Below are 26260 nucleotides of genomic sequence, written 5' to 3' on the forward strand. Positions count from 1 at the left end.
GTTATGAGGAAGATCAGTTCAATAATCCTTGCCCTTGTGGTAGGAGTGATTTTATGGTACTTTGTATTAAAACCCCAAGATTATCAGGTCAATTTTAAGGCCAAGGCCATTCCTGGGACCATATTTGAATCGGTAAAGGCTTGGAACCAAGGATTTGATTCCGTTATACCGCTGGATTACGAAAGTCCAAGACATTTTAGGCAAACCATTTTGGTAAACGATTCCTTGCAGGTATTTGAGTGGGAGATTCAAAAAGTGCATGACTCATTGAGCGAAGTTCAAGTAAACATAACAGACTTGGATCATTCCTTCAATAATCGTTTGGGCGTCCCTTTTTCCGATACCGATTTTGAAAAAGGCTCCAGACGGTTACTTTTGGATTTCAACGATTTTTTGAACGACCATATCCAACGGTTTACGGTATCGATTGAAGGTGAAGAGGAAATATTTTCATCCTTTTGTGCCTGTATACAGCTTACCACCACCACGGAAGGCAAAGCTTTGGGCATGATGAAGAACCACAATTTTTTAAATGGTATCTTGCTTCAAAACCAAGTGCAATTGAACGGCCCTCCATTTGTTCAAGTAGTGGATTGGGACTTAAAGAACAACCGCCTGTCCTATAACTTCTGTAATCCCATAATACGTTCAGAGAAACTTCCAGACCATCCAGATATCGTATACAAACGGATATTCTCCCAAAACGCAATTAAAGCCATCTATCATGGCAATTATATCACGTCTGACAGAGCATGGTTCGCATTGTTGGATTATGCCGAGGAAAAGAACATCCCTGTTGAGCGCACACCGATAGAGGTTTTCTACAATAACCCCAATATGGGAGGGAATGAACTGGAGTGGACCACGGAAGTGTTTATGCCCATAAAGGAAAGTGATGAATAAATTATCCCTTTTATTGCTCGTCATGGTTGCGCAAACCTGTGCTCAGCAAAATTTTCTGCGCGAATTGGAACCCATGGGCGATCTTCCTTCCAAACTAAAGGAAGTATCGGGTCTTGAGCTCGCGGATGACGGCCATTATTGGGTGATAGAAGACAGTGGTAACCAGGACGAAATTTATAAAATTGACGACAAGGGCCACTTAAAGGAATCCTTGGAAATTGACCATGCCAAAAACGAGGATTGGGAGGATTTGGCCATGGATAAGAAGGGCAACCTGTATATCGGAGACTTCGGAAACAACAAAAACGAACGGGATGACCTGGTCATATATAAAATTCCGAAAGAGGAACTGGACAGAAAAAAGCCAAACGCCGACAAAATTAAGTTTCGGTATCCCCAACAAAACGATTTTCCACCCAAAAAGGACAGTCTCTATTATGACACAGAGGGATTTTTTCACCTGAAGGGGCATCTTTACATTTTCACCAAAAATCGAACACGGCCTTACTCCGGAAAAACATTGATGTATCGTGTACCTGACGAAGAAGGGTCTTACGAAGCCGAATTTTTGGGTTCTCTTTTCCTTTGTGGGGACCAAAATCGCTGTTCGGTGACCAGTGCCGACATCTCACCGGATGGGAAAACCATTGCACTTTTGAGCTATGGACTCGTTTTTTTACTTACTGACTTTACAGTACCGGACTTCTCCCAAGCCACCATTAAAATAGTGGACTTAAAAACCAATACACAGATTGAATCGGTCTGTTTTGCCGACGACAAAACCCTTATCATTGCCGACGAAAAAAATCCGTTTGGTGGGCAGCATTTGTATAAATACACTATTGATTAAAATCCAAAACCAAGTCCAAAAGCGAATCGAAGTCCATCGGAGCTATTGAAAAGTCCGAAATTGGCGGAGAGTATATCTGCTCCGTTCACGAAAAATCCACCTCCGTACGAATTGTGCCAAATTCGCGAGGAATCTCCCGGGAACCATACCCTGCCATAATCAAAACCACCATAAATTCCGGGTGTTACAGGAAGAATTCCCGTTTTGGTCCTTCGAAAGCTGTAACGGATATCCGTATTTTGGAAATAAGCCGTTTTACCCGTAAACCGTTGAAATCTAAAACCGCGCAATCCATTGTTGCCGCCTATGCTTGCCGCTTGATAAAATTCATATCCATTGCCAATGGTAAAGTGACCCTTGAGTTGCGTGGCCAAAACCAACCTACCGTCCGCCGAAAGTTTATGGTCCATGGAAAATGACGGTATCACATAGCCAAAAGACCGTGAACCATCGTCCAAATTTTTACGAAATCCACCTTCCAAAGAAAAGGCCATGCCCACAGTCGGGAACGCTTCGTTATCCGTATTCGAATAGCTGTATTCGCCATCCAACCCAAAAAAGCTAAGGTGGTTTTCTTCGCCGTTGGCCACATAAAATTCATTGATAAACCTGTCTTCGGTCTCTTCGATTTCGATGTTCTCGTAGGCTAGGCCCAATCGCACTTTGGACCCCAGAAAACCGCGCCATACCAACGAGGGTGCAAGCTGTAGAGTACGGATGCGTACCCGATTGTAATCCAATCCTAAGGGTTCTGTATCATCATTGTTGACCGTTTCGTTGCCAAACCCGAAAAAGTTACGGGTAAAGTTGGGACTCGTAAACTTGGCATACACCTCAAGGTTCACTTTGTTAAACACATGGGCAAACTCTCCACGATAGCCCAAATCAAACCCATCCGTGGCAAAATAATAGGCCGCATTAAAGGTATGTTGCTGCGTAAATGGGTTTTTCCTAAAACCGTTGAAGGTATAGGTATCGGTAAGCCCAATACGTACGCCATCGTCAGGATTAAAACCAATGGTAGGCAATATTTGGTTGTTACTGGCCTTGATGTTCAAAAACTCATAAGTGTTGGTGTCATAATCCCTTACAAGGCGAATCTTTCCACCGTAGGCTTCGTCCAGCGTATTCTTTTTGTCTTTAAAATCGTAGACCGATAATTTCTTGGAGCCTTCGGAAATTTTGTACACATCGTTGTTTTGCCCCCCCACAATGCGAACCTTTATTTGTGAGGTTTCGGTACGGGCATCGAATACATCATCATCATCCAGACCGTACACCCATATCTCCTTGGTATAGGCTGGATCATAAACCTTGTTGAAGAACAAATCGGTCATTTCCCCTCCCTTGATGCGATATGCTCGAACCTCAACATGACCGTTGGGCAATGATACGATATTGAAGTAATCATCCTTATCCGTTCCGGTGACCACACTGTAGCGATTCAAAACAGCGAAATAGTCCTTCGCAGTCTGAACCAGGTTAGCTTTTCTGGCCAATAGTATCCTTTTGATTTCGGTCAACGTTTCGTCCCTGACCTCTTCTGGAAATGCCAAAAATGCTTCATCGATGATTTCTTCGTTCAGATTTTGCTGAATGAATTCGGCCTGCTCTACCCAGGTGTCCAAATCGGTTTCTGATAACAGGGCCATATCCAAGGCAAAGGTGCGGGGGGAAGAGGTGAATCCTTCCACACTTCGTATTTCTTCGTGGAAACCTTCAAAAATCCGTAATCCAGGTACGGCCCTGGAACCAAAGCCCATGATCAATCCGTCTCCCCAACGGGAAAATACTTGGTCCCTGTCTCGAGCAATCGGTTTGTAGACTTTATTGCCCTCTTCGGTTTCAAACTCTGCCCATCTCCATTGATCCACGTGTCTATCCCAATCCCCGATCATAATATCAAAAAGCCGGGCCTTGGCGTACTCCTTCTGGTCAATGCTATACTCTTCATCTTCGCGGAGCTTGTCCATCAGGTCGTAGGTGCTTTCGATTTTTTTGGTATATCCGAAGCTTTTGAGATTATCATGATCATCGGAAACATGCTCCTCGATCATATAAAGGCTGTTTCCGAATTCTTTATTGTAATCTCCCAAAACTGATTGTTTGGGCACGTAAAACAATTTGGGATTGGTATGGAACATTCCGAGGGCCTCGGAAAGTTTACCTATGGTAAATGGGGCATAGGGATGTGCTCCGGTATACAGGTCCAGCAACAATTCTTGGGTATAGGTGTCCTGAAATTCCCCAATGATATATTGCTCTTGGAATGCAATGGCCTGGAGGTATCTTTCAGCGCTCTTCCTTAAATCCCGCATAACGTACTCCCGACCTTGCTTATCTGCCAATCGCAACGAATTGGATTGGTTGCCGCCACCTTTCCGTACCACGGTGAGTCCCCCAAAAAGTGTATCCAATCGCACCGTGGGTGCCTTGATCTGGGTTCCGTAATATTTTCGATACCGCTCTCCCCAAAGGAATTTGTGAAATCCACTCTTTTCGATTTCTTCCGGTGAATAGACCGAAGCCATTTGATACGCCGGAAAATCATCATCCATCTTGATTTTTTTCGTTGATCTATCTGGTGGAAGGACAGGGGTCCGGAACAATACGGTATCTGCTTCGGTCCCACGGAACACCACCTCGGATGAACCATCTTTGTAAACGGTCAAAACCGCATACCCATTCATTCCTGAAGAAAACTTACTGCCATTTAGCAATCGGGTTGCACCAGTTTTTGCTCCAGAACCACTAACAATCTGAGGCTTACCAAATTCTTCGATATACTGGAGGGTATGTTCGTGTCCTGATGCGAAAATAATCTTATCAGAATATTGCGATAGCGTCAGGATTCGCTGCTTTAACTCGTTGTATAACGGATTGGAAAGGTCTTCTGCGGATGCGCCCGATGTCTTCCGTAGCAGATTGATGGCTGCACCCAAAAATGGCATGGGCACCTTACCTCCGCTGGGATAAAGCCCCTGTTTAAATGAGAATTGCCCTCCGTGCACTCCATAGGACAACAGGGGGTGGTGCATGGCAATGATCACCGTTTTGTCCCTGTTCTTTTTGATTAAACTTTCCAGTTCCTCAAAAAACCGTCCCCTACTTTTGATTTCGCATTCATCGTTCATGGTGGGATGCTTATCCCAATTGACCAAGTACCACTCTGTATCAATGGCAATGACCATAACTTTGTCACTGATCTCTATATCCTCAATGGGGCAGCCGTTTTCGGGCTGAAAGGCCTCATTATCATCCAATACATCCTCAACATACTCCTCTTCGCGCTTCAGGCCTTTCAAACCATCGCTATACCAATCATGGTTTCCTGGGATAAATAGTGGTCTGCCTTTAAAGGCTTCCAAGGTAGCCAACTGGGCATCCAAATAATGTTTGGATTGCCAATAGGCCCCTGGGTCGTGATCCTTATCCACAAAACCGGCGGGATAAATATTATCTCCCAAAAAAATAGCGGTACTGTTGGGCTGGGCGCTCTCCAGTTCTTTCTTGAACTTTTTTAAGGTGGGGTTGAGCTCTCCCATGGGAGATTTTCCCGCGTCTCCAATCAAGTAGAAGGTATGCTCCACTTCCTTTTGAAATTGGCCAGTGGTACCCGGGTAAGAATCCGCATACTTGGTTTGGTAGGTGGCGCAACCATGCAATACGCCGATGAGCAGGGCTAGCAAGTAATGTTTCTTCATATTGCACGACGTTAATACCAAAATTTCGTAATTTGGAATTCCAATCAGAATATATGTCGGAAATTGTTGATAAAACTAAACACTTCGTTTCTAAACTTTTAACGGAGGAACTTGACCCCAAGTTCTTGTACCACAACTTGCGACATACCGAACGAGTAGTCAAAAGTACTAAAGAATTGCTCAACTATTATAACTTGGGCGATACGGAGAACGAACAACTGCTATTGGCAGCTTGGTTTCACGATGTAGGTCACATTAATGGCCATGAGGACCATGAAGAAAGTAGTTGTAAGCTTGCTTCCGATTTTCTTAGGGAACAGGGCTACGACCAAAAGGGAATCCATAAGGTGTGCACCCTCATCATGGCCACCAAAATATACAGCGAACCCCAAACCTTGCCGGAAGAAATTATCCGCGATGCCGATATGTCTCATTTCGCCAAGCGAAGTTATTGGGAAACCACCGATTTTTTAAAGGAAGAATTCAAGCAATTGGGGATTGCAGACTATTCCTCCAAAAAGTGGCGGGACAAGAACATCAAAATGTTCCGCAAGCACCAGTTTTACACGGATTACGCAAAGGAAAACTGGGAAGATGGAAAGCAGAAAAACTTGAAGCAGCTCCTCAAAGAGAAAAAGGCTGAAAAAAAGATTGCCAAAAAAGAAGCCCTCAAAGCCAAATACAAAAGTGAAAGTCCCGACCGAAGTGTACAAACGCTGTATCGGGTAACCTTAAAAAACCACTTGAAACTAAGCGATATCGCCGACACCAAAGCGAACATCCTGTTATCGGTGAATGCGATTATCATTTCACTGGTATTGGCCAATTTGCTTACCAAACTTGACAATCCTTCCAATACCTATATGATCTATCCTACCTTGATCTTGATCATGTTCAGTGTCGTTTCCATGGTGCTGTCCGTATTGGCAACAAGACCCAATATCACCACTGGGAAATTCACCAAGGAAGATGTGGAAGAGCGACGGGTAAACCTTCTCTTTTTTGGAAACTTCCATCAAATGGATCTAAAAGAATACGAATGGGCACTGCAGGAAATGGTGAAGGACAAGGATTATGTGTATTCTTCCCTTACCAAAGACCTTTATTATTTAGGTGTTGTTTTGAACAGAAAGTACAAGATACTTCGGATTACCTATAATATATTCATGATAGGGATGATCATTTCGGTAATTTCCTTTGGGATTGCCTTCCGATTTTTTGGCCCGGACCGGTTGATTTTCTGATCTAGCTGTTGAGTTCCTCCATGAGATCATCGTAGGTATAGGTACGCTCGGATTTTTTATCCTTTTGATATAGGATTTCAGCACGAATGGCTTTCAACCCCGAAACTCCTTGTACACCTTCAAGTTCCACGATTTCGATGTTATTGGTAAAGTAACCTTTGGCTTTTAGGAAACTGATATATCTCAAATATTCCTTTTCGTCCTTGCGCTGGGAGTACACAATGGCCAATTTACCCTTTTGGGTAAGGCGCTCGTTGGTTCCCTTCACAAAGGATTTATCGATTCGCTTTTTAATGACCTCGTATCTGGCATTGTAGGTGCCATCAACATCAAAGCGCTTTTCGTCCATCCTAAACCGTATGGCCAAGGACGTACTGTACACCAAGACCAAGGAAGCCACATCCAACTTAACGGGCAAATGAGGTTTAAGTGCGTAATACTTGTTCTCCATCTCCACCATTACCTGCAACTGCCACAATCTTAGGTTGCTCAAAAACAGTTCATTGAACTCTCTGTCCTTTGCAATGGAACTGCCGATGTACATATTGTGTTCCACTCCGTCGGTTTTGTACCGTTCAAAATAGTGCGGGAACATTTTTTGGGCCTCTTCCTGCTTTTTATCCAATAGGGCCGCCAATTTCATGTTGGCCTCCATTACGCTATCATCGTAGTTTCTACGATGGTCGTAGTAGCTTTCGGTGGTCTTGTCTATTTTTTGTTTGTACGCTTGAAGTAATCCTGCGATTTCTTCATCTTCTTTTTGTAAATGGTCAAATACAGGGTCTACTTCCTCTTTTACAAAATCGAAAACCGCTTGTTCGGTGTGGGTGAACAAGGCCTCCTTAACTTCGTTTAGGTAATTGTTGACCCTGAACATCAGTTCCTCATAGATGGGAAGTTCATATTTGGAGAAAGCAATTTGGAGGATATCATTGATTTCAGATAACTGAATCATCAAATCACGTTGGATCGCCAGATTGCGTTCCTTCGCGGAATCCTTGATATCAATTTGTCCGTATAGCGGGTAAACATCCTTGAAGACGATTTCTTTAAAAACGGCTTCGTTGCCCGAAAGTTCATCGGCCATAAAGCGCTTGGCCTCTTCTTGAAACTTCCAATATACCGATGGGTGAACCGAGGTGCATTCGTGCTGGATTACTGCATCAATCAGATTCTCCTCTTCTTCAATGGTGCGCATCACTGCCGCCACGATGTAAGGCATCACATCGTCCAACTTGTTGGCATTAACGCTGTTGAGTTCGTTTACTTTGCCGGAAACCAGTTCCAAAACCCCCAAAAGCTCGCCGTGAACAGCAATAGGGGCCAAAATGGCACTTCGGATGCCCTGGTCCATCAAATTTTTATAGGGCTGTACTTTGCCTTCCGTTTTATTATAATACTTCTCCACATTGGAAATGGCAAAATACTTGTTCTCCTTAAAAAGCTTTCCATGGGAATAACTACAAAACGTGGAATTACAGTCTTCGGTTTCCTTCCCATTCAGGATATAACTATCCATTCCCTTTCCATAGATTTTAAAAAAGCGGTCTGCACCGGAATCGTAGCCCGCAAATCCGACCTTAATATCGTTCAACCTAAAGAAAGATCTAAAGGTATCCTCGAAATTTTCCATAAAGGAGTCGTTCCCACGTTGGGTCTTTCCAATCAAGGTCGACTTGATTTCCGAAACGGAATGCTCGGCGGTAACATCGAACATATTGGATATAACAAAACCCCTCGCCAAAAAACTGTTCGGTGGAATTTTTTCCTTCCAAAGATCTAAGTTGTAAAAGTTCTCCAACAATTCATCCACATCATCTTGGCTAACGGGCTTTGCTTTGTCCGTTGGGATGATTTCCATAAAATCAGCATTGTACAAAATACGGTAACGGCGCATCACACCGTTGGAATCGGGTATATCGAAAAAAAATGGACGTTTAAAATCTAAATTGTAACCGTAATAAAACTGCAAGATCACCGTACACTTCATGATGTAATCAAATTCCCTTGGAATGTTGGTGATTTCCGGTTCGTACTCCTCTCCGGCATCCTTCAAAATTTGACGAAACCGTTCAGAAGAGTTAAAAACCAAGTTTTCGAAGGGCGTTGAAGCTGTTTTTATCTCGTTCTTGGTCAAAATGGGGGCAAAAGAATCCTCTAAAATTATGCTGATTACATCCTTATGGGTCTCCAACAACGACAAATCGGTGAAGCCTTCACGAAGTTCTGGGTAGGGAGCCTGTGCATCCAAGACATATTTGGCCCGTTCGGCCAAGTGCTTGTTTGAACTCTTAAGCTGCTCATCGTAATGTTCCAACAGTTTGTTGAAACTCACCAATTGAACAAGTGGGCTTTCAGAATGGTAGTCGTGCTTCATACACCATTTAGTCGAGGTTTCTACTACAAATTTACAAAAAGTAAAGGCGCATATGGTTTTATCAATATCTTTATGGACAAAACGTCCTTTTTTAAGGATTTTAGTACCTTTTTCATGTCCTCTTCGAGCCGATTAGACAATGCCTACAAAAACGCCAAGGTCATTCCCTTTGATGAAGGCTCCAAATTCATTTTTTTTAGTGATTGTCATCGTGGTGACAACAGCTTCGCCGACGATTTTGCCAATAATCGGAACATTTACTTTCATGCGCTAAACCATTATTATCGGGAGGGGTTCAGCTACATCGAACTTGGTGATGGGGACGAGCTTTGGGAAAATATCAGTTTTGATTCCATTTTTGAGGCACACAAGAATGTCTATCAATTGTTGCGGAGGTTCCATTTGGAAAACCGTTTGCATATGCTTTGGGGCAATCACGATATGGTGTACCGCGACCCCGCCTATGTGGATGAGCATCTTTCCCACTATTTTGAGCCCATTGATGGGTCGGACAAGGAACTTTTCGAGGGCATTACGTATCACGAAGCTATTGTTTTGAAGCATGCTGAAACGGGACAGGAGATATTTTGCGTTCATGGGCATCAGGCAGACTGGTGGAACTATGTCTGCTGGCGGATTGGTCGATTTTTGGTGAGGGTGTTGTGGAAACCGCTTCAGGTAGTGGGCATTGCCGACCCTACGAGTCCTGCCAAAAATTACAAGGAGCTCATCCGAATCGAAAAGCGCATCAAACGCTGGATTCTTAAAAATGGATTGTTGATTACCATGGCGGGACATACCCACAGACCGAGGTTTCCAGAGCCCGGACAAATTCCATTTTTTAACGATGGTAGCTGTGTACACCCGCGAAGTATCACCGGTATTGAGTTGGAAAACGGAGAACTATCACTCATTAAATGGCACATTGATACGAAGCCAGACGGCACCCTTCAAATTGTTCGGGTATTATTGGAAGGACCTGAAAAGCTTCGGGATTATATGGATCATTAAGTTCGCTTTGCCATCGTTTTGATGGCACTCACGAATTGGTCAAGTTCATTGGTGGTGGTAAACACGTTGGGCGTGATCCTGCAGCCATGGACATTTTCAAAATCTATGGCAACGGTCCAGATGTTGAACTCATCCAGTAGGGTCTTTGCCATTTCCGAAGGCTTCATGTTGGTAAGTCCCACATTGGCAATACCACAACTGCGGTGCGGCTCCACTGGAGTATTGATGACCACATTCTCCACATCCCGGAGTTGGTCGCTCCAATAGCGTTGCAGGTAGCGCATTCGGTTTTCCTTACGCTCCAATCCAATCATGTCCAAGTAGTCCACAGCATCATTAATGGTCAAATCTGTATGAACGGGATGGGTTCCTGTATGGTTGAGCCTACGAATCTTGGTGTCATCCTCTTCGTGTTCCGCAAACAAGGGCCATATTTTAGGAATATTCTTCTCCGCAACATAGAGCATGCCCGCTCCCAATGGGGAACAAAGCCATTTGTGCAAACTGGATCCATAGTAATCGCAGTCCAATTCGGCCAAATCCACCTTTATGTGTCCAACACAATGGGCGCCGTCCACCATGACTTCGACCCCATGGGCATGGGCCATATCGCAAATCTTTCGGACGGGCAATATCTGTCCGGTCACATTGATCATATGGCAAATCATCAATAATTTGGTCTTTGGAGTTATTAGCGATTCGTAGAGCGACACAATTTCCTCATCCGATTCTGGGTGATTGGGTACGGATACCTTTTTGCAAACAATACCATAGCGGTCTTCCATTTGATGAAAATGTATCTGCATGGCCCCATAATCTTGAACGGCAAAAACAGCTTCGTCACCCTTGTTCCAAGGAAAACCACCAATGATCATATCCAAGGACTCGGTGGTATTTCGGGTAATTATTAATTCCTTTTCAGAACAATTGACGAGTTCCGCCACCCGTGCCGCTGCCTTGTCCTTGTTTTCCCATTGCACGGTACGCATATAGTACGAACCTTCATAATTTACGTGTTGTACGTGTTCGGTGAACTTGTTAAGGATGGGAGTTGGAATAATGTTGTAGTACCCACTTTCCAAATTAATATAATCCGGCTTTAAGCGGTAATCTTCCCTGATGCGTTCCCAAAATGCTTCACTGTCCTTATCGGGATACGGCCCTTTCTCGGTCATGGCGCCATCCAAAGTAATCGGAAAAAGAGGGGCGGCCATGGCGGCACTGCCCATATAGCGTAAGAATTGTCGTTTTTTCATTTTGGTGTCAGGTTGATTTAAAAAAGAATGGTAATTTTCATTTTTACTTGCTTTCAAGATACAACTTATACCCCATAAATGAATGATGTAGCGGCCATATTAGATCAAATCCCCATTCGGTACGACCTTGCATCGCACATCATGCTCTTGGGCATAGTACAGGGGGTTTTCTTGGCCTTGGTCATCTTTTTAAGGGCAAAACGCGATTCGGCCATCATTTTCTTTGGTTGGTCCCTTTTGGTGCAGTGCCTCGTATTTTTGGACATCTACCTTTGCTACACCGGTTTGATGAAATACACGATGCACTTGAACGATTCAACCGAGTTTCTGGTGCTCTTGATTGCTCCAACCTTATACTTTTTCTTGTTTGCCCTGTTGGAACGGAAGCCCATCGGCCTAAAACAGCATTGGCCCCATTTTATACTCCCATTGCTCTATGCCATTTCACAAGTGAACTTCTATACCAGTCCCATCGAAGTAAAAATCAACGCCTATCTCGGAGCTTACCATAGTGATTTAGGCTTTTTGGAAGTCCCGGGCACTATGGACTACTCATACCACCATATTAAAGACCAATTTCGATGGTTGGTCCTAATCAGCTTTGCATTTTATCTGATTTTGTCTCTTATGTTAGTGCTTAAGTCCCATAAAAAAGGATGGACCAAGGCCAAAAACATTAAAGTCGACAAGTACATATTTTCCAGAAACACAGTTATTTTTTTCTTAGTGATCCTACTGACTATATTTATTATTTATCTCAATTTTGATGATGACGGTGGTGATCATATCATCGGAATCATACAAACTGCCACTATCTTTATCACCTCTTATTTCATACTTTCCGAATCGCGCTTTTTTGAAAAATCTTGGATTGCCGATAAGTATGAGACCTTGTCGGGCACTTCCGTTCAATTTAGGACCCTTGAAGCATTTATCGAAGATTCCCAATATTACACCCATCAGGATATCAGCTTAAAAAAAATATCCGAGCAGCTGGATACCAATAGCAATACCATCTCCAGATTGATCAACTCCGAAACGGGCAACAACTTCAACGATTACATCAACCAAAAAAGGATTGCTCTTGCACAAGTGAGGTTATTCCATCCAGAATTTCAGCAGCTCACGGTTGAGGCCATTGGTGAATCGGTCGGGTTCAGGTCCAAATCAGCCTTTTACAGTGCTTTCAAAAAACATACAGGCCAATCCCCTTCCGCTTATATGAGGGAAAATAGAACTTAATTCCTCCAGAATTGCAATTCAGGACATTTACGAGCTCCAAAAAATATGTGGTTTCCCCTATGCTCCACATCTTTGGAAAAAATTTTAGCAATGGATTCCAGCATTAGACGTTACGATTTGGATTGGCTTCGGGTGATTGTATTCGGCCTACTTATTTTTTACCACGTGGGGATGTTCTTTGTCCCCTGGGGATGGCATGTGAAAAACAACATTATTTACGATTGGCTGCGCTGGCCCATGCTGTTTTTAAACCAATGGCGATTGCCCATACTTTTCGTGATATCCGGAATGGGTACGTTTTATGCCCTGGGCAAACGCGGGATGGGAAAATTTATGTGGGAACGATTTCTGCGCTTGGGGATTCCTTTGGTGGTAGGTATGTTGCTTATTGTGCCCCCTCAAGTGTACGTGGAACGCTTGGCAGAGGGACAGTTTACGGGTTCCTATTGGGCATTCTTTTCAACAGTTGCTTTTGATGGGGTGTATCCCGAAGGAAATTTAAGTTGGCATCACCTGTGGTTTTTGCCATATTTGCTGGTTTTCTCGTGGGTCTTGGCCCCGTTTTTCGTCTATTTGAGGAACCACAGCACAAAATTCGTGGAATGGGTTAAAAACATCATCCAAAAATCATGGGGCATTTACCTATTCGTGATTCCGCTTTATTTGGTGGAATCCTTGGTAGAACCATTTTTTCCCATTACCCATGCTTTGGTGGATGACTGGTTTAATTTTATATTCAGCATCATTCTGTTTTTTTACGGCTTTGTTCTGGTCGCTACGGGAGATATCTTTTGGAATACCTTGGGCAGGATGAAGAAAAAAGCCCTTCTTTTAGGTATCGTAGGTTTTGCGGGGCAGGCCATCATCTGGTTATTTTTTGAAGACGGTTATGTAATTCACTTTACCGAGGCCCTTCTGAAAGTGGTGAATATCTGGTCGTGGATCTTGGTGCTATTTGCCTACGCCGCCCAATACCTCAACAAACCGAGCACTGGACTTGCCTATGCCAACAGGGCCGTATACCCATTCTACATATTGCACCAGACCATCACGGTCTGCATCGGCTATCTTGTAATGGATTTGGATTGGGGACTTGCCCCCAAGGCGTTGATCCTTGTTGTAGGTACCTTTGGACTGAGTTGGCTCATTTACGACTTGATTATCCTTCGGATACCCGTTCTACACCCACTTTTTGGACTTAAAAAGAGAAAGCACTCCAAAAAAGACTACAGCTTAACGATTTAACGTCAATTTATACAATTGGTGGCAAGGTATTTGCTAATTTTATAATTGGACCATTGCCTTAGTTGCCATGAAAAAGAGTGTATTTGCTTTGTTAGGGGTTCTTTTGTTTGCCATGCCCATGCATGCGCAAGGTGACATTCCCACAACCCGGCCCTTAAAAATTGGCGATAATAATAAGCTCGATGTCAAAACCAGCAACCAAGGTACCTTGCTAAGAATGCCTTCCGTGCTGGACGAGAGCCTTACCTCCAAGAATGAGAAGCCCGGAGTTCAAATGTTGCCAGACAGGCAACTGGTTCAGGCAGGTCACGACATGGTCATCGACCCAAAGATCAAAGAAAAAAAGGAAAAAGGCTCCAACGAATATTTTGGAGACCAATATTTGGGAGATTTCACCACCAAAGCCAAGTTTGTGGGCATTGTGGCCCGCGACCACGAATATGTGGATGGTGACCGCATCAAAATATATGTCAACGGTGAAGTTGTAGAGTACAATCTGCTACTCGATGGTTCTTTCAAAGGACTCAATCTGGATTTAGTGGAGGGTTTTAACCGTGTAGAGTTCGAAGCCTTGAACCAAGGTTCTTCTGGACCGAATACCGCACAGGTAGTAGTCACCGACGACAAGGGCGTGGTTATCCATAACAACCGCTGGAACCTCTCCACAGGTTCAAAGGCCAGCCTCATCATCGTTAAGGAAGAGGACACTGGCATCGAAAAGAACAACTAAACCCTTATCTTACCTTTTACCGGGCGAGTAGGTCTCTTTTGCACGTTTGAGCACATCTTCTTTGTAATAAGCGGCATCTTTGAATTCCATATCGGCATAGCGCTGTGCCTGATCGTTAAAATGTGGAGAATTTGGGTCGCCGCTCTGTCCACCGGCCAATATGGTCTTCGCCTTCACTTTATCGCCAAACTCGACTGCCGCTACGAAGCTATTGCCCCGAGTACCGTAGATTTTTTTGGTATTGTTATCATATCGGGCGCCATAGGCAGCCAATGCCCCCCAAGTACCACTGGCAAAACCAATGGGAATGCTGGGTTTGGCATCATCAAAAGGTTGAAGGATATCACCATTTAAACGTTGGTAACGATTGACCTCGCCCCAAGGCATTTTCCAAGTTCCAAAATCGGACTCCAAAATACCCAAGGCCTCTTTGAGGAAGGCAAGCTTTTTATCGTCGTCCCATGCATCTCCCCAATATTCCACCAATTCCATGGAAAACATCCCTTCAGGCCTTTCCGCCTTCGCATAACAAAGGGTTCCATAATAGTGCGCCAATGTCATTGCAATGGATTCTTTGGATGTGGTATAGTCCCAATTCCGAAGTGTATCGATAGCTTCCTGCAAGGCTGGGTCCGGATTATTGTCATACGCCCTGACCAAACCCGGAATCAATGCTTCAAAGGCAGGCAAATAGGGGTCGTGGGCCAGCTCAATCAAACTGTCCAAAGTGTATCCGCTTCTTCCTGTCAAAAGTTGAATGGCATGGATACCCCTAAAATTTTCTTGGTCCCGGGACATGTAATTGGGATAGTCCTTCCGCTTGGGACTGTACTCCAAAGCAGAAGTATAAGGGGTGGAATTACAATTTTGAATCCAACCATTGGCTGGATTGAGTACCAAGATATTTTCATTCACCGTATGCAATCCTTGCCAATCTGTTTTGGGATTGCTACCATCCACAGGCTCAGTGTAATCAAAAATGGTATCGCGCTTGGGCACAAAATTCCCATGGAAATAGGCAATATTACCTTCGGCATCCGCATAAACCGTATTATTGGAAGAATTGGTCCGTATATCCATCATGTTGCGAAAACCTTCATAACCGTCCTGCTTGGTTCGGATATAGGACTGTTCCAACGCCTTGACCGGTTCCCACATCATGGCCGAAGCGGTCCATTGGTCATCCACTTGATGTGTAATCGGTCCGTGATGGGTTCGGTACATGGGGAATGTTCTTTCTTTCATGGCCTCCCCTTCCTTATATTTTAGGGTGACGGTTGTGGAATCCACAGGTCGTAATTCTTCCCCATATTGGTAAAACAGCTTGCCATCGTTCTTTACAATGGTCTCCTTAAACTCGTCCATTACATCGGTATAGGTAGAGGTATGCATCCAACCGGTCTTTTCATTGAAGCCCTGATACACAAAAAACTGCCCCCATGTTACAGCTCCGTAGGCGTTCAATCCCTCTTCGCTCACCACATGCACTTCGCCCCTAAAATAAAAGGAGGTATGGGGATTGATTAAGAGCATGGCATTACCGGATTCGGTCAAATCACCGGAAATGGCGATTCCGTTAGAACCTTGGGGTTCTTCCATTTCAGCTTCCTTTTTGAGTCGCAGGGCCTCCATCTCGGGTAATTCCATCCCACTTTCGTAGAAACTTTTGATTTTTCGTGTGGAAATACGTTCAATATCCCCTCCTATGGAGCCTTCGCTAAAATACATCGGCATCCATGGCTCGAAACGGGTCAGCAGTTTTGGTTTCACCTCAGGATGGGTGTGTAGGTAGTAATTGATACCGTCGGCAAAGGCATCGCACAGCTCCTTGAGCCACTCGGGACTATTTTCGTAATTGGCCTTGGCCTCTTCCTCGGTCATGAACATTTTTGCCCGAAGGTCGCTGTAGAGGGCATCCTCGCCTTCCACTTCGGCCAATCGGCCCGTGGCCCAAATATAGTTTTGTTCCACCCGGTTAAAATCATCTTCGCATTGGGCATATAACAAGCCAAAAACCGCATCGGCATCTGTTTTTCCATAAATGTGGGGAACGCCAAAATTATCACGGATAATGGTAATGTTCTCAGCTTGGGCCTCCCATTGTTCCACCTCGGTTTGAGGAGATGGGGAACAGGATATAAATATCAGGATGGCGGCGAATAGTAAGTTTCTCATAAGTTAGTTTGAAAAGGTATTAACGGTTCAATTTGATAAGACCACTTTTATTTTTTCTTTTTAAAGATTGCAAAAAGAACCACCATTCCAACTATAAACCCTAAAATGAAAATCACAAAAGAATTAGCCATAATAATTGATGGTGTTAAATTTAGTTGTTGGAAAATACAGAAATTAAACCACAATTACCAACTTCCACTGGCCCCACCACCTCCAGAACTGCCGCCACCTCCAGAAAAACTACTGGATGAGCTTCTTCCCCCAGAACTGGAACCAAAAGAATGGGTTCCAGATGATGAAAAGGTTTTCTTCATGTAGGCTTTATCCGATTTCAACAGGGAAAGTTTAAACCCTTCGTCTCCTTTTCTCTTGATTTTTAGAATCACCAATATAATGGTCAAAACCCCAAAAGCCAATAGTCCGGAAAGCACCAAAATCCCAACACTTACTCCATTTTCGAGAAGCACCTCTTCAAACCCCAAGATCATCGCCATAAAAAATATAGGCATCCCCATAAAAACAAGTCCAAAAACCATGGGAAACGACATGAAAATGGCCATAAAAATGCCTCGAACCACGGCCAACTTTCCAGTGAATATGCCCCGCAAAATTTCAATGAGAGTGGAATAGCCCTTATAAAAAACAAATGCGCCAGCGGCGACGAACATCAACAAGAACAGGCTGATCAATCCCAGTAGCCACCATGGCATTTCCTCCTCCTCGGCGATTTCTGCCTTAAATTCCTCCAACGCTTCCGGGTGTTTTAAAAAATCAATGATTTGATCGGTGGCCAGATCCAGTCCACCATAATAATCTTCCTCTTTGAATTTCGGTATCATGGTATTGCGGATGATTCGGGAGGCAACCGCATCCGTGATGTAGGATTCCAATCCGTAGCCCACCTCAATCCGAACTTCCCGGTCCAGTTTGGAGAAAAGGATCAAAATACCATTGTCCTTGCCCTCCTGTCCCAATTTGTTTTGGTTGAACACTTCAAACGCATACCCCTCAATGGTTTCGTTGCCCAATGCATCTATGGTCAAAATCACCAATTGGTTGCTGGTTTCCGATTCAAATTGATAGAGTTTTGTGCGAAGCTCTTCCAATTCGGACGGGGTAAAAATCTGGGCTTTGTCTGTTACGATTTCGGTTAAAGTAGGGTACGTTCCTTGTGCATAAGACAAGGAGCTCATTAAAAACAATAGAATCAGATGTAGTGATTTGGGCATGGTTAGTGGTCTAATTTAGATGCCTAAATATAACATTTGTAGGCTTTTACACGATTAAAAAAATCAAGATTCGGCATCCCTTCCAATTTGCCGTAACTTGCACCCTCTTTCGAAAAACTGCTATGTCCAACAAAAAAGTAAGTATCCTCACCGCATTTAAAACCATTATTTGGCCCAAACGCAAATTGGTGCTTCTTGGTCTTTTGCTCATCGCTATAAGCAAAGCAGCCAGTTTTGTGGCTCCAATTGCATCCAAACACCTTATTGATGATGTTATTGTGAACAAAGATGTGGACATGCTGAAATATCTGGTGGCCGGGGTCATGTTCGCCATTTTTGTCCAGGCGGTCACTTCTTTTTTGTTGACGAAAATATTGAGCGTGCAGGCACAGTATCTGATTTCCGAGCTTCGGGCACAGGTACAGAAAAAGGTGTTGGCCCTGCCTGTCCGATTCTTTGACAATGCAAAATCCGGAGCGCTCGTTTCTCGTATCATGTCCGATGTGGAAGGTGTACGGAACCTCATCGGCACTGGTTTGGTACAACTGGTGGGAGGCATCATTACGGCCGTGGTTTCCCTTATCCTGCTTATGGACATCAGTGTATTCATGACCTTGTTCACCTTTATCCCATTGACTATTTTCGCCATTATCGCATTAAAGGCTTTTAAAATCATTCGGCCCATTTTCAGGAATCGCGGGAAAATCAATGCAGAAGTCAAAGGTAGGTTGACAGAAACCTTGGGTGGAATCCGTGTCATTAAAGGGTTCAACGCGGAAAAGCAGGAAGAAGAAGTGTTTGAAGTCGGGGTGGAACGCCTGTATGAAAACGTAAAAAAGAGCTTGACCACCACCGCTTTTATGACGAGTTCGTCTACCTTTTTATTGGGCGTAGCCACGACCAGTGTGATGGGTTTTGGCGGCTATAAAATTATACAGGATACGCTTACCATAGGTGAATTTGTGGAATTTACGGTCTTATTGGGTTTGATGATTGCCCCTATTGTTCAAATGAGCAGTGTGGGAAGTCAACTTACGGAAGCATTGGCGGGCCTGGACCGCACTGAAGAACTCATGAATCTCGAAGAGGAGTCCGATGAGGAAAACCGCACCATACTATTAGATCATGTTGAAGGACGAATGTCTTTCTCCGATGTGCGCTTTTCCTATGAAGCGGATAAAGAAGTGTTGCACGGCATCAGTTTTGATGTAGCTCCAGGGCAAGTGATTGCCTTGGTCGGTAGTTCTGGCTCAGGTAAATCCACCATTGCAGGCTTGGCGGCCAGTTTCCTTAATCCTGATTCGGGCACCATCACCATTGATGGGCACGATTTGTCCAAAGTAAACCTAAACAGTTTTCGCCAACATTTAGGAGTGGTGTTACAGGATGATTTTTTGTTTGAGGGCACTATTCGGGAGAACATTTTGTTTCCCAGGCCCAATGCCAGTGGGGAAAAATTGATGGAAGCGGTAAAAGCGGCTTACGTCGACGAATTCACCGACCGTTTTGACAAAGGATTGGACACCCTGATCGGGGAGCGTGGGGTAAAGCTATCCGGAGGTCAGCGCCAACGGATTGCCATTGCGCGGGCCATTTTGGCCGACCCTAAAATATTGGTCTTGGACGAGGCTACCTCAAGTTTGGATACGGAATCCGAAGCCTTGATCCAAAAAAGTTTGGGCGAACTTACCAAGGGTAGAACCACCTTTGTGATTGCGCACCGGCTGAGCACCATCCGCAAAGCGGACCAAATTTTAGTGATTGAAAATGGTCATATCTTGGAACAGGGTACCCACGAAACATTGATTGCTTCCGAGGGAAGGTATTACAACCTCTTTACGTACCAAGCGAGGATTTAGGCCTCTTCAGGGGCAAGTTCCACCTCCAGACCGTCCAAATCCTCGGTAATGTGGATTTGACAGCCCAAGCGGCTATTGTCCTTTACAAAAAAGGCTTCGGCCAACATGGCCTCCTCATCATCAGACTTTTCAGGCAGCTGATGGTCCGACTGAATATAACATTGGCATGAGGCGCACATGGCCATACCACCACAAATACCGATGGTTCCTTCTGGAGCCAATTCGTACGAACGAACCACTTCCATGAGGTTCATGTTCATATCGGTAGGGGCATCCACTTCGTGTGCAACACCTTCCCGGTCAATTATTTTTAATTTGATATCGCTCATACCTCGTCGAGAACCTTTGTATACAGTTCCGCTATCTATTTAAAATTGCACTTATACTTAGTCGATTGCTTTCACCACAGCTTTCGGGGCCTCCTTCTTGCTTCCATCGAAACCGGTTACGCCACCCACGGTGGTATACTTCATCACGTATTTTTTATCTGGATGGATTTTTTGGTAGGCACTTTGGCACATCAAGGTCGCTTCGTGGAACCCGCACAGAATCAATTTCAACTTGCCCGGATAGGTATTCACATCACCGATGGCGTAAATCCCAGGAATATTAGTCTGATAATCATAGGTATTGTCCACCTTGATGGCATTTTTTTCAATCTCCAATCCCCAGTTGGCTATAGGCCCCAATTTTGGGGACAATCCGAAAAGGGGGATAAAATAATCCACGGCTATATCGGTTTCTTCGGAAGTATTGGTGTTTTGTACGGTTACTTTTTCCAAGCTATCCTCCCCTTTTAGGGCAACTACTTCTGCTGGGGTAATCAGATTGATTTTGCCTTCATTTTTGAGGTGCTGTACCTTCTCTACGGAATCCAATGCCCCCCGGAACTCGTTCCGACGGTGTACCAAGGTGACTTCTTCGGCAACATCGGTCAAAAAGATGGACCAATCCAAGGCGGAATCTCCCCCTCCTGCAATCAGTACTTTTTTACCCCGATAGATTTCCGGCTCCCTAATCATATAGGCTACACCGTTATCTTCATATTTTTCCAGATTTTCCAACAGGGGCTTTCTGGGCTCAAAACTGCCCAAACCACCTGCGATGGCCACTACTGGCGCATGGTGCTTGGTCCCTTTGTTGGTAGTGACGATAAAAGTGCCATCATCCAATTTTTCGATGGTCTCTGCACGCTCACCCAAGGTAAAACCAGGCTGAAAGGGCTTGATCTGTTCCATCAAATTGTCTACCAAGTCGCCTGCCAATACTTCGGGGAATCCGGGGATATCGTAAATGGGTTTTTTGGGATATATTTCCGAGCATTGTCCACCAGCTTGCGGCAAGGCATCGATCAAATGGCACTTTAGCTGCAACAGGCCAGCTTCAAAAACAGCAAAGAGACCCGTAGGTCCCGCTCCAATTATCAGAATATCTGTTTTGATCATATACAAGAGGTTTTGGCACGCAACTTACTGCTTGCCTCAAAAAAGATTTATGATTTTAATCAGTTAGGAAATATTGATGACTTCTTCGATTTGAGGGGCATATTTTTTAATGGTCATTTCCACGCCACTTTTCAAGGTCATTTGGTTGACGCTGCAGCCAATACAGTTACCCTCCAATCGAACCTTCACGGTATTGTCTTCGATGGAAATCAATGTGATGTCTCCACCATCGCTCTGCAGGAAAGGTCGGATTTCTTCCAACGCCTTCTCTACATTGCTTCTTGTTTCTTCTGATGTCATTGTTGTCATGCTCACTTCTTTTTAACAGCGGAACAACCAGCCATTGTTGTAATTTTTATTGCCTCGGTTGGAGGAAGGTCTGTATTTCTTCGCACCAATTCCTGTACCACATTTTTCGTCAGTTCCTCAAAAGCTTCTTCTGTGGGAGTGGCCGTCTGCAGCGCAGCAGGTCTTCCTACGTCACCAGCTTCTCGAATGCTCTGCACCAGTGGTATTTCCCCCAAAAATGGAACATTTAAGTCTTCTGAGAGGTTCTTTGCCCCATTTTTACCAAAGATATGATATTTGTTATCGGGTAATTCCGCAGGTGTAAAATACGCCATATTCTCCACGATTCCCAATACCGGCACATTGATGGCTTCTTGCTGGAACATGGCCACCCCTTTTCGGGCATCCGCCAATGCAATTTCTTGTGGTGTACTTACCACGACCGCGCCTGTTACCGGCAAGGATTGCATAATACTCAAATGGATATCCCCTGTTCCCGGAGGTAAATCCAACAAAAGAAAATCCAATTCACCCCAATGGGCATCAAAAATCATTTGGTTCAATGCCTTTGCGGCCATAGGACCCCTCCAAATCACCGCTTGGTTGGGTTGGGTAAAGAATCCAATGGAAAGCAACTTCACCCCATAATTTTCGATTGGTTTCATTTTGGCCTTTCCATCCACATTGATGGACAAAGGCTTTTCCGCAGCCACATCGAACATAATGGGCATTGACGGTCCGTAGATATCCGTATCCAACAAACCTACTTTAAAGCCCATTTTGGCCAAGGTCACCGCCAAGTTGGCCGTAACCGTAGATTTACCTACGCCCCCTTTGCCGGATGCAACGGCAATAATGTTCTGTATACCGGGAATGGGTTTCCCTTTGATTTGGTTTACCTTGGGCTTGGCAGGGGCATCCACCTTTAGATTGACCTTTATTTTGGCTTTTTCATATACCTCGCTGTGGATAATTTTTAAAATCTCCACCTCGGTCTTCTTTTTTGCCTGAAGACTCGGGTTCTTTATGGTGACATCCACTTCGACCTCGTCGCCAAACACCTGAACATTGGTCACCGAACCGCTTTCCACCAAATTTTGGCCTTCGCCCGGTGCGGAAATTTTTTCCAATGCCTTGAGTATATCTGCTTTTTTCAACTTCATGATTTGCAATTTTTTAAACCAATTGTTTGAACTGGTTCTAAACTACAAAGATACGATGTTGGTCTTAGATTAAGAAGTTGTCCCTCCGATTTTCAAAAAAACTGAGAATCGACCCTAAGTTTCTTTTTAAAAAAGGTTTCGGACACAAAACGAGTCCTAAATGATGCTCTTTTTTTTGAAAAAATGTAGTTTAGAAGCCGCTATTTCAAATTATCGACCCATATGCCAACCAAAACCAAATTTCCCCTTATTCTCCTTCTTCTGATTTCCCTGACCTGGATTTCCTGTTCCACCAACAAAAATTTCTTTAGCAAACGGGACGTCAAAAAATCGGAAAAACTCATCGGCTTACATTTCGCCAACAAACAAATCGATACGCTTTACCCCTATTTGCAACGAAATAGAAGTGGTTTTGATTCCCTTCGTAAATACCCGTTGGACAACGGAGTATTTCCTGCCGTCCGTTTTGACCCTACTCCCTTTGGCTTCCAAATGCCAGAGCAACAGGAAGGAACCCAATGGAATATACCCGACTATGTAGAAGTACCTGAGCCTTACGACCTATTGGCATTTTATACGATCCCGCAGCTGGCTTCCCTCATTAAACATCAAAAAATAACCTCAACGGAACTCACGAAATTCTTCTTGGCCCGATTGAAAAAATACCAGCCGGCACTCCAATGTACCATCACTATTACGGATAGCTTGGCCTTGGAACAAGCGAAGCGGGCCGACGAAGAAATCCAAAACGGAAATTATCGTGGCATCTTGCACGGCATTCCCTACGGGACCAAAGATTTAATGGCGGTTCCCGGATATCCCACCACTTGGGGCGCGGCTCCGTACAAGGACCAAATAATCGATGAAACGGCGACGGTGATAGAAAAACTGGAAGATGCAGGGGCCGTTCTGGTGGCCAAACTGGTTTCGGGGGCTTTGGCCCGAGGTGATGTTTGGTTCGATGGAAAAACCAAAAATCCTTGGGACACCACCCAAGGGGCCAGTGGTTCCTCTGCCGGGTCGGGTTCGGCCACCTCAGCAGGACTTGTTCCATTTGCCCTGGGGACAGAGACCCTAGGCTCGATTACTTCTCCCAGTACCCGAAACGGGGTTACGGGATTGCGGCCTACCTACGGCAGGGTGAGTCGCCATGGGGTGATGAGCCTAAGCTGGTCCATGGACAAGGTTGGGCCTCTGGGCCGAAATGCAGAGGACTGTGCCATTGTGTTTGAGGCCATTCAGGGAAAGGATAAAAACGATTTGACCACAGTGGACCTTCCGTTTGGGGTGGATTGGAGCAAAGACATCAAAAATTTACGGGTCGCCTATCTCCAGAAAGATATCGAAAAGGACACGACTGAATCCGGCAACAATCTGAGAAATGCCCTAAAATCGCTTAAGGAAATGGGTATAGACCCAACGCCCGTGGAAATGCCCGAGGCGTTGCCCTATCGTGGTTTCGACATTATTTTAAGAGCGGAAGCAGGTGCCTTTTTTGATGAACTGGTCCGTTCGGGAGAGGTAGATTCAATGGTAGAGCAAGACCAGCGTTCCCGCGCAAATTCACTACGACAGAGCCGATTTATTCCCGCTGTGGAATACATTCAGGCGAACCGCCAGCGACAGGTGCTCATCCAAAAAATGCAGGATTTGATGAAGAATTATGATGTGTTGATCTCTCCCACTTTTGGAAACGACCAACTCTTGGCCACCAATTTAACGGGTCATCCCGTTATTTCGGTACCTACGGGCTTGGACGATGAAAACCACCCAACAAGCATGACCTTTGTGGGCAATTTGTATGACGAAGCAAGTATTCTATTGTTGGCCAAAGCGTTTCAGGACAACACCTCTTTTGACGAGTTGCATCCTCCAGGGTATTGATCAAAGTTCTTGGGCAGGGTCCCAGAAGTATTTTTGAAAATCGACAATTTGATTGTCCTCTATTGGGATTCCTTCGTTCTCGAGGAGCTGCTGCATTACGTTGGTGCCATCAAAATGGTGCTTTCCCGTGAGTACGCCCACTCGATTCACGACACGATGTGCGGGAACATCCTTTGCCAACGAATTGTTCATCGCCCAACCCACCATACGGGCGCTTCGGGCAGCTCCCAAATATTTGGCTATTGCTCCGTAAGACGTTACCCTACCATAAGGAATCTGTTTGGCCACTTCGTAGACCTTATCAAAGAAGTTTGTCTCTTCCATAGGATCAACGGTACATAATTCGAATCAGGGTAATGATGAGCAAGAGCAACATCAATGCACTCAAAATGTAATTGGAGTTCCTTGAAAAGCGACTGTTCTTGGTCTCCAATTTGTCAAAATAAAAGGTATAGAGGTAAAGCACCGAGAAAGTACCTGTGCCAGCTGCGACTACAAAAGTGGTGATGTCCTTGGCCTCGAACTTGATCCATCCGGCCTCGTTCCACATGGCATTCAAGCCACTGTAATAGGGGATGGTCAATAAATTGAGGGCAGCTAACAACACTCCCTTGAAGAAGCTGTTCTTTTTGCTCAGATTCACTTCCTTGATGGCCTGTGCCTTGGCCTTGTTCCGTTTGGCCACTACGAAAAAGTAAATGGCAAAAAATGCAAAAACGGCCACCGCAATCTTAAAAAGTACATCGACCACTTCTGGGTTTCGATATAAAAACTTTGAAATGTAAACTGCGATATAGGCCTGCACCATTATGGTACTCGAGACGCCCAAACTAAATATGATTCCGTTCAGTTTTCCCTTCTCCACGCTCACCTTGGCTGCGTTCATGTTGAGCAGACCCGGCGGCACCGTTGCCATAAAGGCGGCCGAAAACGTGGCAAAAAAGAGAATGAGTACGTGGGTCATTGGTTAGTTGATCCTAAATTGGATATAGGTAATTGGTTTTCCTTTTTCAAGATACTGATTTTCATAGAAAGTTTGAATCTCGAGAACTTCGGGAGGTGCCCCTTCGTTTTTATAAACGTCGTGGTTGGCATACAGGATTTCATGCCCCAACCCCTGTAAAAGTCCCAAGGTATAGCCATGCATGTATTCGCTATCGGTCTTAAGGTTGATGAGTCCGCCTGGTTTCAATATTTTCTTGTACCGTTCCAGAAATACGGGATTTGTCATACGATGTTTGGTCCGTTTGTACTTGATTTGTGGGTCGGGGAAAGTTATCCAAATTTCGCTGACTTCGCCCTCTCCAAAAAGATGGTCCACCAATTCTATCTGAGAACGCAAAAAGGCCACATTGTTCAACTCTTTTTCCAAAGCAGTTTTGGCACCACGCCAGAACCGCGCCCCTTTGATATCGATACCAATATGGTTGTTGTGGGGGTTGATTTGCGCAAGACCCACCGTATATTCTCCTTTGCCACAGCCCAGCTCCAAAACTATCGGGTTGTTATTGCCAAAAAAGGAAGACCATTTGCCTTTATATTTGAATCCAGCCATGACCTCTTCGCGACTGGGCTGCACCACATTGGCGAATGTTTCGTTTTCCTTGAACCTTTTGAGTTTGTTCTTACTTCCCACTTTTTGGTATTGAATTGAG

The 26260-nt window shown here is 44.6% G+C and carries 21 protein-coding genes; 9 read left to right on the forward strand and 12 right to left on the reverse strand.

Annotated elements, in window-relative coordinates; translation table 11 throughout:
• The first annotated feature begins 3 nt into the window (after positions 1 to 3).
• Together GGE08_RS00330 and GGE08_RS00335 are read left to right on the forward strand one after the other, a co-directional pair.
• Complete coding sequence (locus tag GGE08_RS00330; protein ID WP_179382931.1) at positions 4 to 903, forward strand: AraC family transcriptional regulator; 900 nt, start codon at positions 4 to 6, stop codon at positions 901 to 903.
• Positions 896 to 1753, forward strand: a complete 858-nt coding sequence (locus GGE08_RS00335) for a hypothetical protein (RefSeq protein ID WP_179382932.1) — start codon at positions 896 to 898, stop codon at positions 1751 to 1753. Before GGE08_RS00330 ends, GGE08_RS00335 begins: the two co-directional genes overlap by 8 nt.
• Here the strand turns inward: GGE08_RS00335 and GGE08_RS00340 are convergent.
• Positions 1750 to 5457, reverse strand: a complete 3708-nt coding sequence (locus GGE08_RS00340; RefSeq protein WP_179382933.1) for a metallophosphoesterase — start codon at positions 5455 to 5457, stop codon at positions 1750 to 1752. The genes GGE08_RS00335 and GGE08_RS00340 overlap by 4 nt on opposite strands.
• 53 nt (positions 5458 to 5510) lie before the next feature.
• On the opposite strand from GGE08_RS00340, the gene GGE08_RS00345 reads away from it, so the two are divergent.
• Entirely contained in the window at positions 5511 to 6701 is a 1191-nt protein-coding gene (locus GGE08_RS00345) for a Pycsar system effector family protein (RefSeq protein WP_179382934.1), read from the forward strand.
• A gap of 1 nt (position 6702) precedes the next feature.
• On the opposite strand, the gene GGE08_RS00350 is transcribed toward GGE08_RS00345, so the two are convergent.
• On the reverse strand, positions 6703 to 9078 hold the full coding sequence (locus GGE08_RS00350) for a GAF domain-containing protein (RefSeq protein WP_179382935.1): 2376 nt from the start codon (positions 9076 to 9078) through the stop codon (positions 6703 to 6705).
• Between the two features lie 114 nt (positions 9079 to 9192).
• On the opposite strand from GGE08_RS00350, the gene GGE08_RS00355 reads away from it, so the two are divergent.
• Entirely contained in the window at positions 9193 to 10089 is an 897-nt protein-coding gene (locus tag GGE08_RS00355) for a metallophosphoesterase (protein ID WP_179383723.1), read from the forward strand.
• Here the strand turns inward: GGE08_RS00355 and GGE08_RS00360 are convergent.
• Positions 10086 to 11345 (reverse strand): aminotransferase class V-fold PLP-dependent enzyme, encoded by a 1260-nt coding sequence (locus GGE08_RS00360; protein WP_179382936.1) that lies wholly within the window; start codon positions 11343 to 11345, stop codon positions 10086 to 10088. The genes GGE08_RS00355 and GGE08_RS00360 overlap by 4 nt on opposite strands.
• A 78-nt stretch (positions 11346 to 11423) precedes the next feature.
• Here GGE08_RS00360 and GGE08_RS00365 point away from each other — a divergent pair, with 78 nt between their 5' ends.
• The 3 genes from GGE08_RS00365 (at position 11424) to GGE08_RS00375 (ending at position 14562) form a co-directional block, all read left to right on the forward strand.
• Entirely contained in the window at positions 11424 to 12587 is a 1164-nt protein-coding gene (locus GGE08_RS00365) for a helix-turn-helix domain-containing protein (protein WP_179382937.1), read from the forward strand.
• A gap of 90 nt (positions 12588 to 12677) precedes the next feature.
• Positions 12678 to 13832: an acyltransferase family protein gene (locus GGE08_RS00370; protein WP_179382938.1), complete on the forward strand. Its 1155-nt coding sequence runs from the start codon at positions 12678 to 12680 to the stop codon at positions 13830 to 13832.
• A gap of 67 nt (positions 13833 to 13899) precedes the next feature.
• Positions 13900 to 14562, forward strand: a complete 663-nt coding sequence (locus GGE08_RS00375) for a hypothetical protein (RefSeq protein ID WP_179382939.1) — start codon at positions 13900 to 13902, stop codon at positions 14560 to 14562.
• Positions 14563 to 14571: 9 nt separating this feature from the next.
• Here GGE08_RS00375 and GGE08_RS00380 read toward each other — a convergent pair whose 3' ends face one another.
• Both GGE08_RS00380 and GGE08_RS00385 read right to left on the reverse strand, forming a co-directional pair.
• Positions 14572 to 16737, reverse strand: a complete 2166-nt coding sequence (locus tag GGE08_RS00380) for an acylase (protein WP_179382940.1) — start codon at positions 16735 to 16737, stop codon at positions 14572 to 14574.
• A gap of 185 nt (positions 16738 to 16922) precedes the next feature.
• Entirely contained in the window at positions 16923 to 17966 is a 1044-nt protein-coding gene (locus GGE08_RS00385; RefSeq protein WP_179382941.1) for a TPM domain-containing protein, read from the reverse strand.
• 122 nt (positions 17967 to 18088) lie between these two features.
• Between GGE08_RS00385 and GGE08_RS00390 the strand changes: the two genes are divergently transcribed.
• The gene (locus tag GGE08_RS00390) at positions 18089 to 19825 is read left to right on the forward strand and encodes an ABC transporter ATP-binding protein (RefSeq protein WP_179382942.1); all 1737 of its coding nucleotides are present in this window, start codon (positions 18089 to 18091) and stop codon (positions 19823 to 19825) included.
• Here the strand turns inward: GGE08_RS00390 and GGE08_RS00395 are convergent.
• The 4 genes from GGE08_RS00395 to GGE08_RS00410 all read right to left on the reverse strand — a co-directional run bounded on the left by GGE08_RS00395 (position 19822) and on the right by GGE08_RS00410 (position 22721).
• Entirely contained in the window at positions 19822 to 20154 is a 333-nt protein-coding gene (locus tag GGE08_RS00395; RefSeq protein ID WP_179382943.1) for a 2Fe-2S iron-sulfur cluster-binding protein, read from the reverse strand. The genes GGE08_RS00390 and GGE08_RS00395 overlap by 4 nt on opposite strands.
• Positions 20155 to 20211: 57 nt before the next feature.
• Positions 20212 to 21270 (reverse strand): NAD(P)/FAD-dependent oxidoreductase, encoded by a 1059-nt coding sequence (locus GGE08_RS00400; protein WP_179382944.1) that lies wholly within the window; start codon positions 21268 to 21270, stop codon positions 20212 to 20214.
• A 63-nt stretch (positions 21271 to 21333) separates the two neighbouring features.
• Positions 21334 to 21570 (reverse strand): NifU family protein, encoded by a 237-nt coding sequence (locus GGE08_RS00405; protein WP_108246045.1) that lies wholly within the window; start codon positions 21568 to 21570, stop codon positions 21334 to 21336.
• An 11-nt stretch (positions 21571 to 21581) separates the two neighbouring features.
• Positions 21582 to 22721, reverse strand: coding sequence for an Mrp/NBP35 family ATP-binding protein (locus tag GGE08_RS00410; RefSeq protein ID WP_179382945.1), 1140 nt, complete (start codon positions 22719 to 22721; stop codon positions 21582 to 21584).
• Between the two features lie 222 nt (positions 22722 to 22943).
• Here GGE08_RS00410 and GGE08_RS00415 point away from each other — a divergent pair, with 222 nt between their 5' ends.
• Positions 22944 to 24605: an amidase gene (locus GGE08_RS00415; protein WP_179382946.1), complete on the forward strand. Its 1662-nt coding sequence runs from the start codon at positions 22944 to 22946 to the stop codon at positions 24603 to 24605.
• On the opposite strand, the gene GGE08_RS00420 is transcribed toward GGE08_RS00415, so the two are convergent.
• Genes GGE08_RS00420 through trmB form a run of 3 tightly spaced genes read right to left on the reverse strand, consistent with a single transcriptional unit; the run spans position 24606 to position 26241 of the window.
• Positions 24606 to 24929 (reverse strand): MGMT family protein, encoded by a 324-nt coding sequence (locus GGE08_RS00420; RefSeq protein ID WP_179382947.1) that lies wholly within the window; start codon positions 24927 to 24929, stop codon positions 24606 to 24608.
• 4 nt (positions 24930 to 24933) lie between these two features.
• Entirely contained in the window at positions 24934 to 25569 is a 636-nt protein-coding gene (locus GGE08_RS00425) for a LysE family transporter (RefSeq protein WP_179382948.1), read from the reverse strand.
• 3 nt (positions 25570 to 25572) lie between these two features.
• On the reverse strand, positions 25573 to 26241 hold the full coding sequence (trmB, locus tag GGE08_RS00430; RefSeq protein ID WP_179382949.1) for a tRNA (guanosine(46)-N7)-methyltransferase TrmB: 669 nt from the start codon (positions 26239 to 26241) through the stop codon (positions 25573 to 25575).
• Positions 26242 to 26260: the final 19 nt, after the last annotated feature.

Source organism: Allomuricauda sp. ARW1Y1 (genome assembly GCF_013407935.1).
GTDB lineage: Bacteria > Bacteroidota > Bacteroidia > Flavobacteriales > Flavobacteriaceae > Flagellimonas.

Excerpts from the sequence above, each read along its gene's own strand:
- GGE08_RS00330 (WP_179382931.1), top strand. The coding sequence starts at position 4 with ATGAGGAAGATCAGTTCAATAATCCTTGCCCTTGTGGTAGGAGTGATT.
- GGE08_RS00335 (WP_179382932.1), top strand. The coding sequence starts at position 896 with ATGAATAAATTATCCCTTTTATTGCTCGTCATGGTTGCGCAAACCTGT.
- GGE08_RS00340 (WP_179382933.1), bottom strand. The coding sequence starts at position 5,457 with ATGAAGAAACATTACTTGCTAGCCCTGCTCATCGGCGTATTGCATGGT.
- GGE08_RS00345 (WP_179382934.1), top strand. The coding sequence starts at position 5,511 with ATGTCGGAAATTGTTGATAAAACTAAACACTTCGTTTCTAAACTTTTA.
- GGE08_RS00350 (WP_179382935.1), bottom strand. The coding sequence starts at position 9,078 with ATGAAGCACGACTACCATTCTGAAAGCCCACTTGTTCAATTGGTGAGT.
- GGE08_RS00355 (WP_179383723.1), top strand. The coding sequence starts at position 9,193 with ATGTCCTCTTCGAGCCGATTAGACAATGCCTACAAAAACGCCAAGGTC.
- GGE08_RS00360 (WP_179382936.1), bottom strand. The coding sequence starts at position 11,345 with ATGAAAAAACGACAATTCTTACGCTATATGGGCAGTGCCGCCATGGCC.
- GGE08_RS00365 (WP_179382937.1), top strand. The coding sequence starts at position 11,424 with ATGAATGATGTAGCGGCCATATTAGATCAAATCCCCATTCGGTACGAC.
- GGE08_RS00370 (WP_179382938.1), top strand. The coding sequence starts at position 12,678 with ATGGATTCCAGCATTAGACGTTACGATTTGGATTGGCTTCGGGTGATT.
- GGE08_RS00375 (WP_179382939.1), top strand. The coding sequence starts at position 13,900 with ATGAAAAAGAGTGTATTTGCTTTGTTAGGGGTTCTTTTGTTTGCCATG.
- GGE08_RS00380 (WP_179382940.1), bottom strand. The coding sequence starts at position 16,737 with ATGAGAAACTTACTATTCGCCGCCATCCTGATATTTATATCCTGTTCC.
- GGE08_RS00385 (WP_179382941.1), bottom strand. The coding sequence starts at position 17,966 with ATGCCCAAATCACTACATCTGATTCTATTGTTTTTAATGAGCTCCTTG.
- GGE08_RS00390 (WP_179382942.1), top strand. The coding sequence starts at position 18,089 with ATGTCCAACAAAAAAGTAAGTATCCTCACCGCATTTAAAACCATTATT.
- GGE08_RS00395 (WP_179382943.1), bottom strand. The coding sequence starts at position 20,154 with ATGAGCGATATCAAATTAAAAATAATTGACCGGGAAGGTGTTGCACAC.
- GGE08_RS00400 (WP_179382944.1), bottom strand. The coding sequence starts at position 21,270 with ATGATCAAAACAGATATTCTGATAATTGGAGCGGGACCTACGGGTCTC.
- GGE08_RS00405 (WP_108246045.1), bottom strand. The coding sequence starts at position 21,570 with ATGACATCAGAAGAAACAAGAAGCAATGTAGAGAAGGCGTTGGAAGAA.
- GGE08_RS00410 (WP_179382945.1), bottom strand. The coding sequence starts at position 22,721 with ATGAAGTTGAAAAAAGCAGATATACTCAAGGCATTGGAAAAAATTTCC.
- GGE08_RS00415 (WP_179382946.1), top strand. The coding sequence starts at position 22,944 with ATGCCAACCAAAACCAAATTTCCCCTTATTCTCCTTCTTCTGATTTCC.
- GGE08_RS00420 (WP_179382947.1), bottom strand. The coding sequence starts at position 24,929 with ATGGAAGAGACAAACTTCTTTGATAAGGTCTACGAAGTGGCCAAACAG.
- GGE08_RS00425 (WP_179382948.1), bottom strand. The coding sequence starts at position 25,569 with ATGACCCACGTACTCATTCTCTTTTTTGCCACGTTTTCGGCCGCCTTT.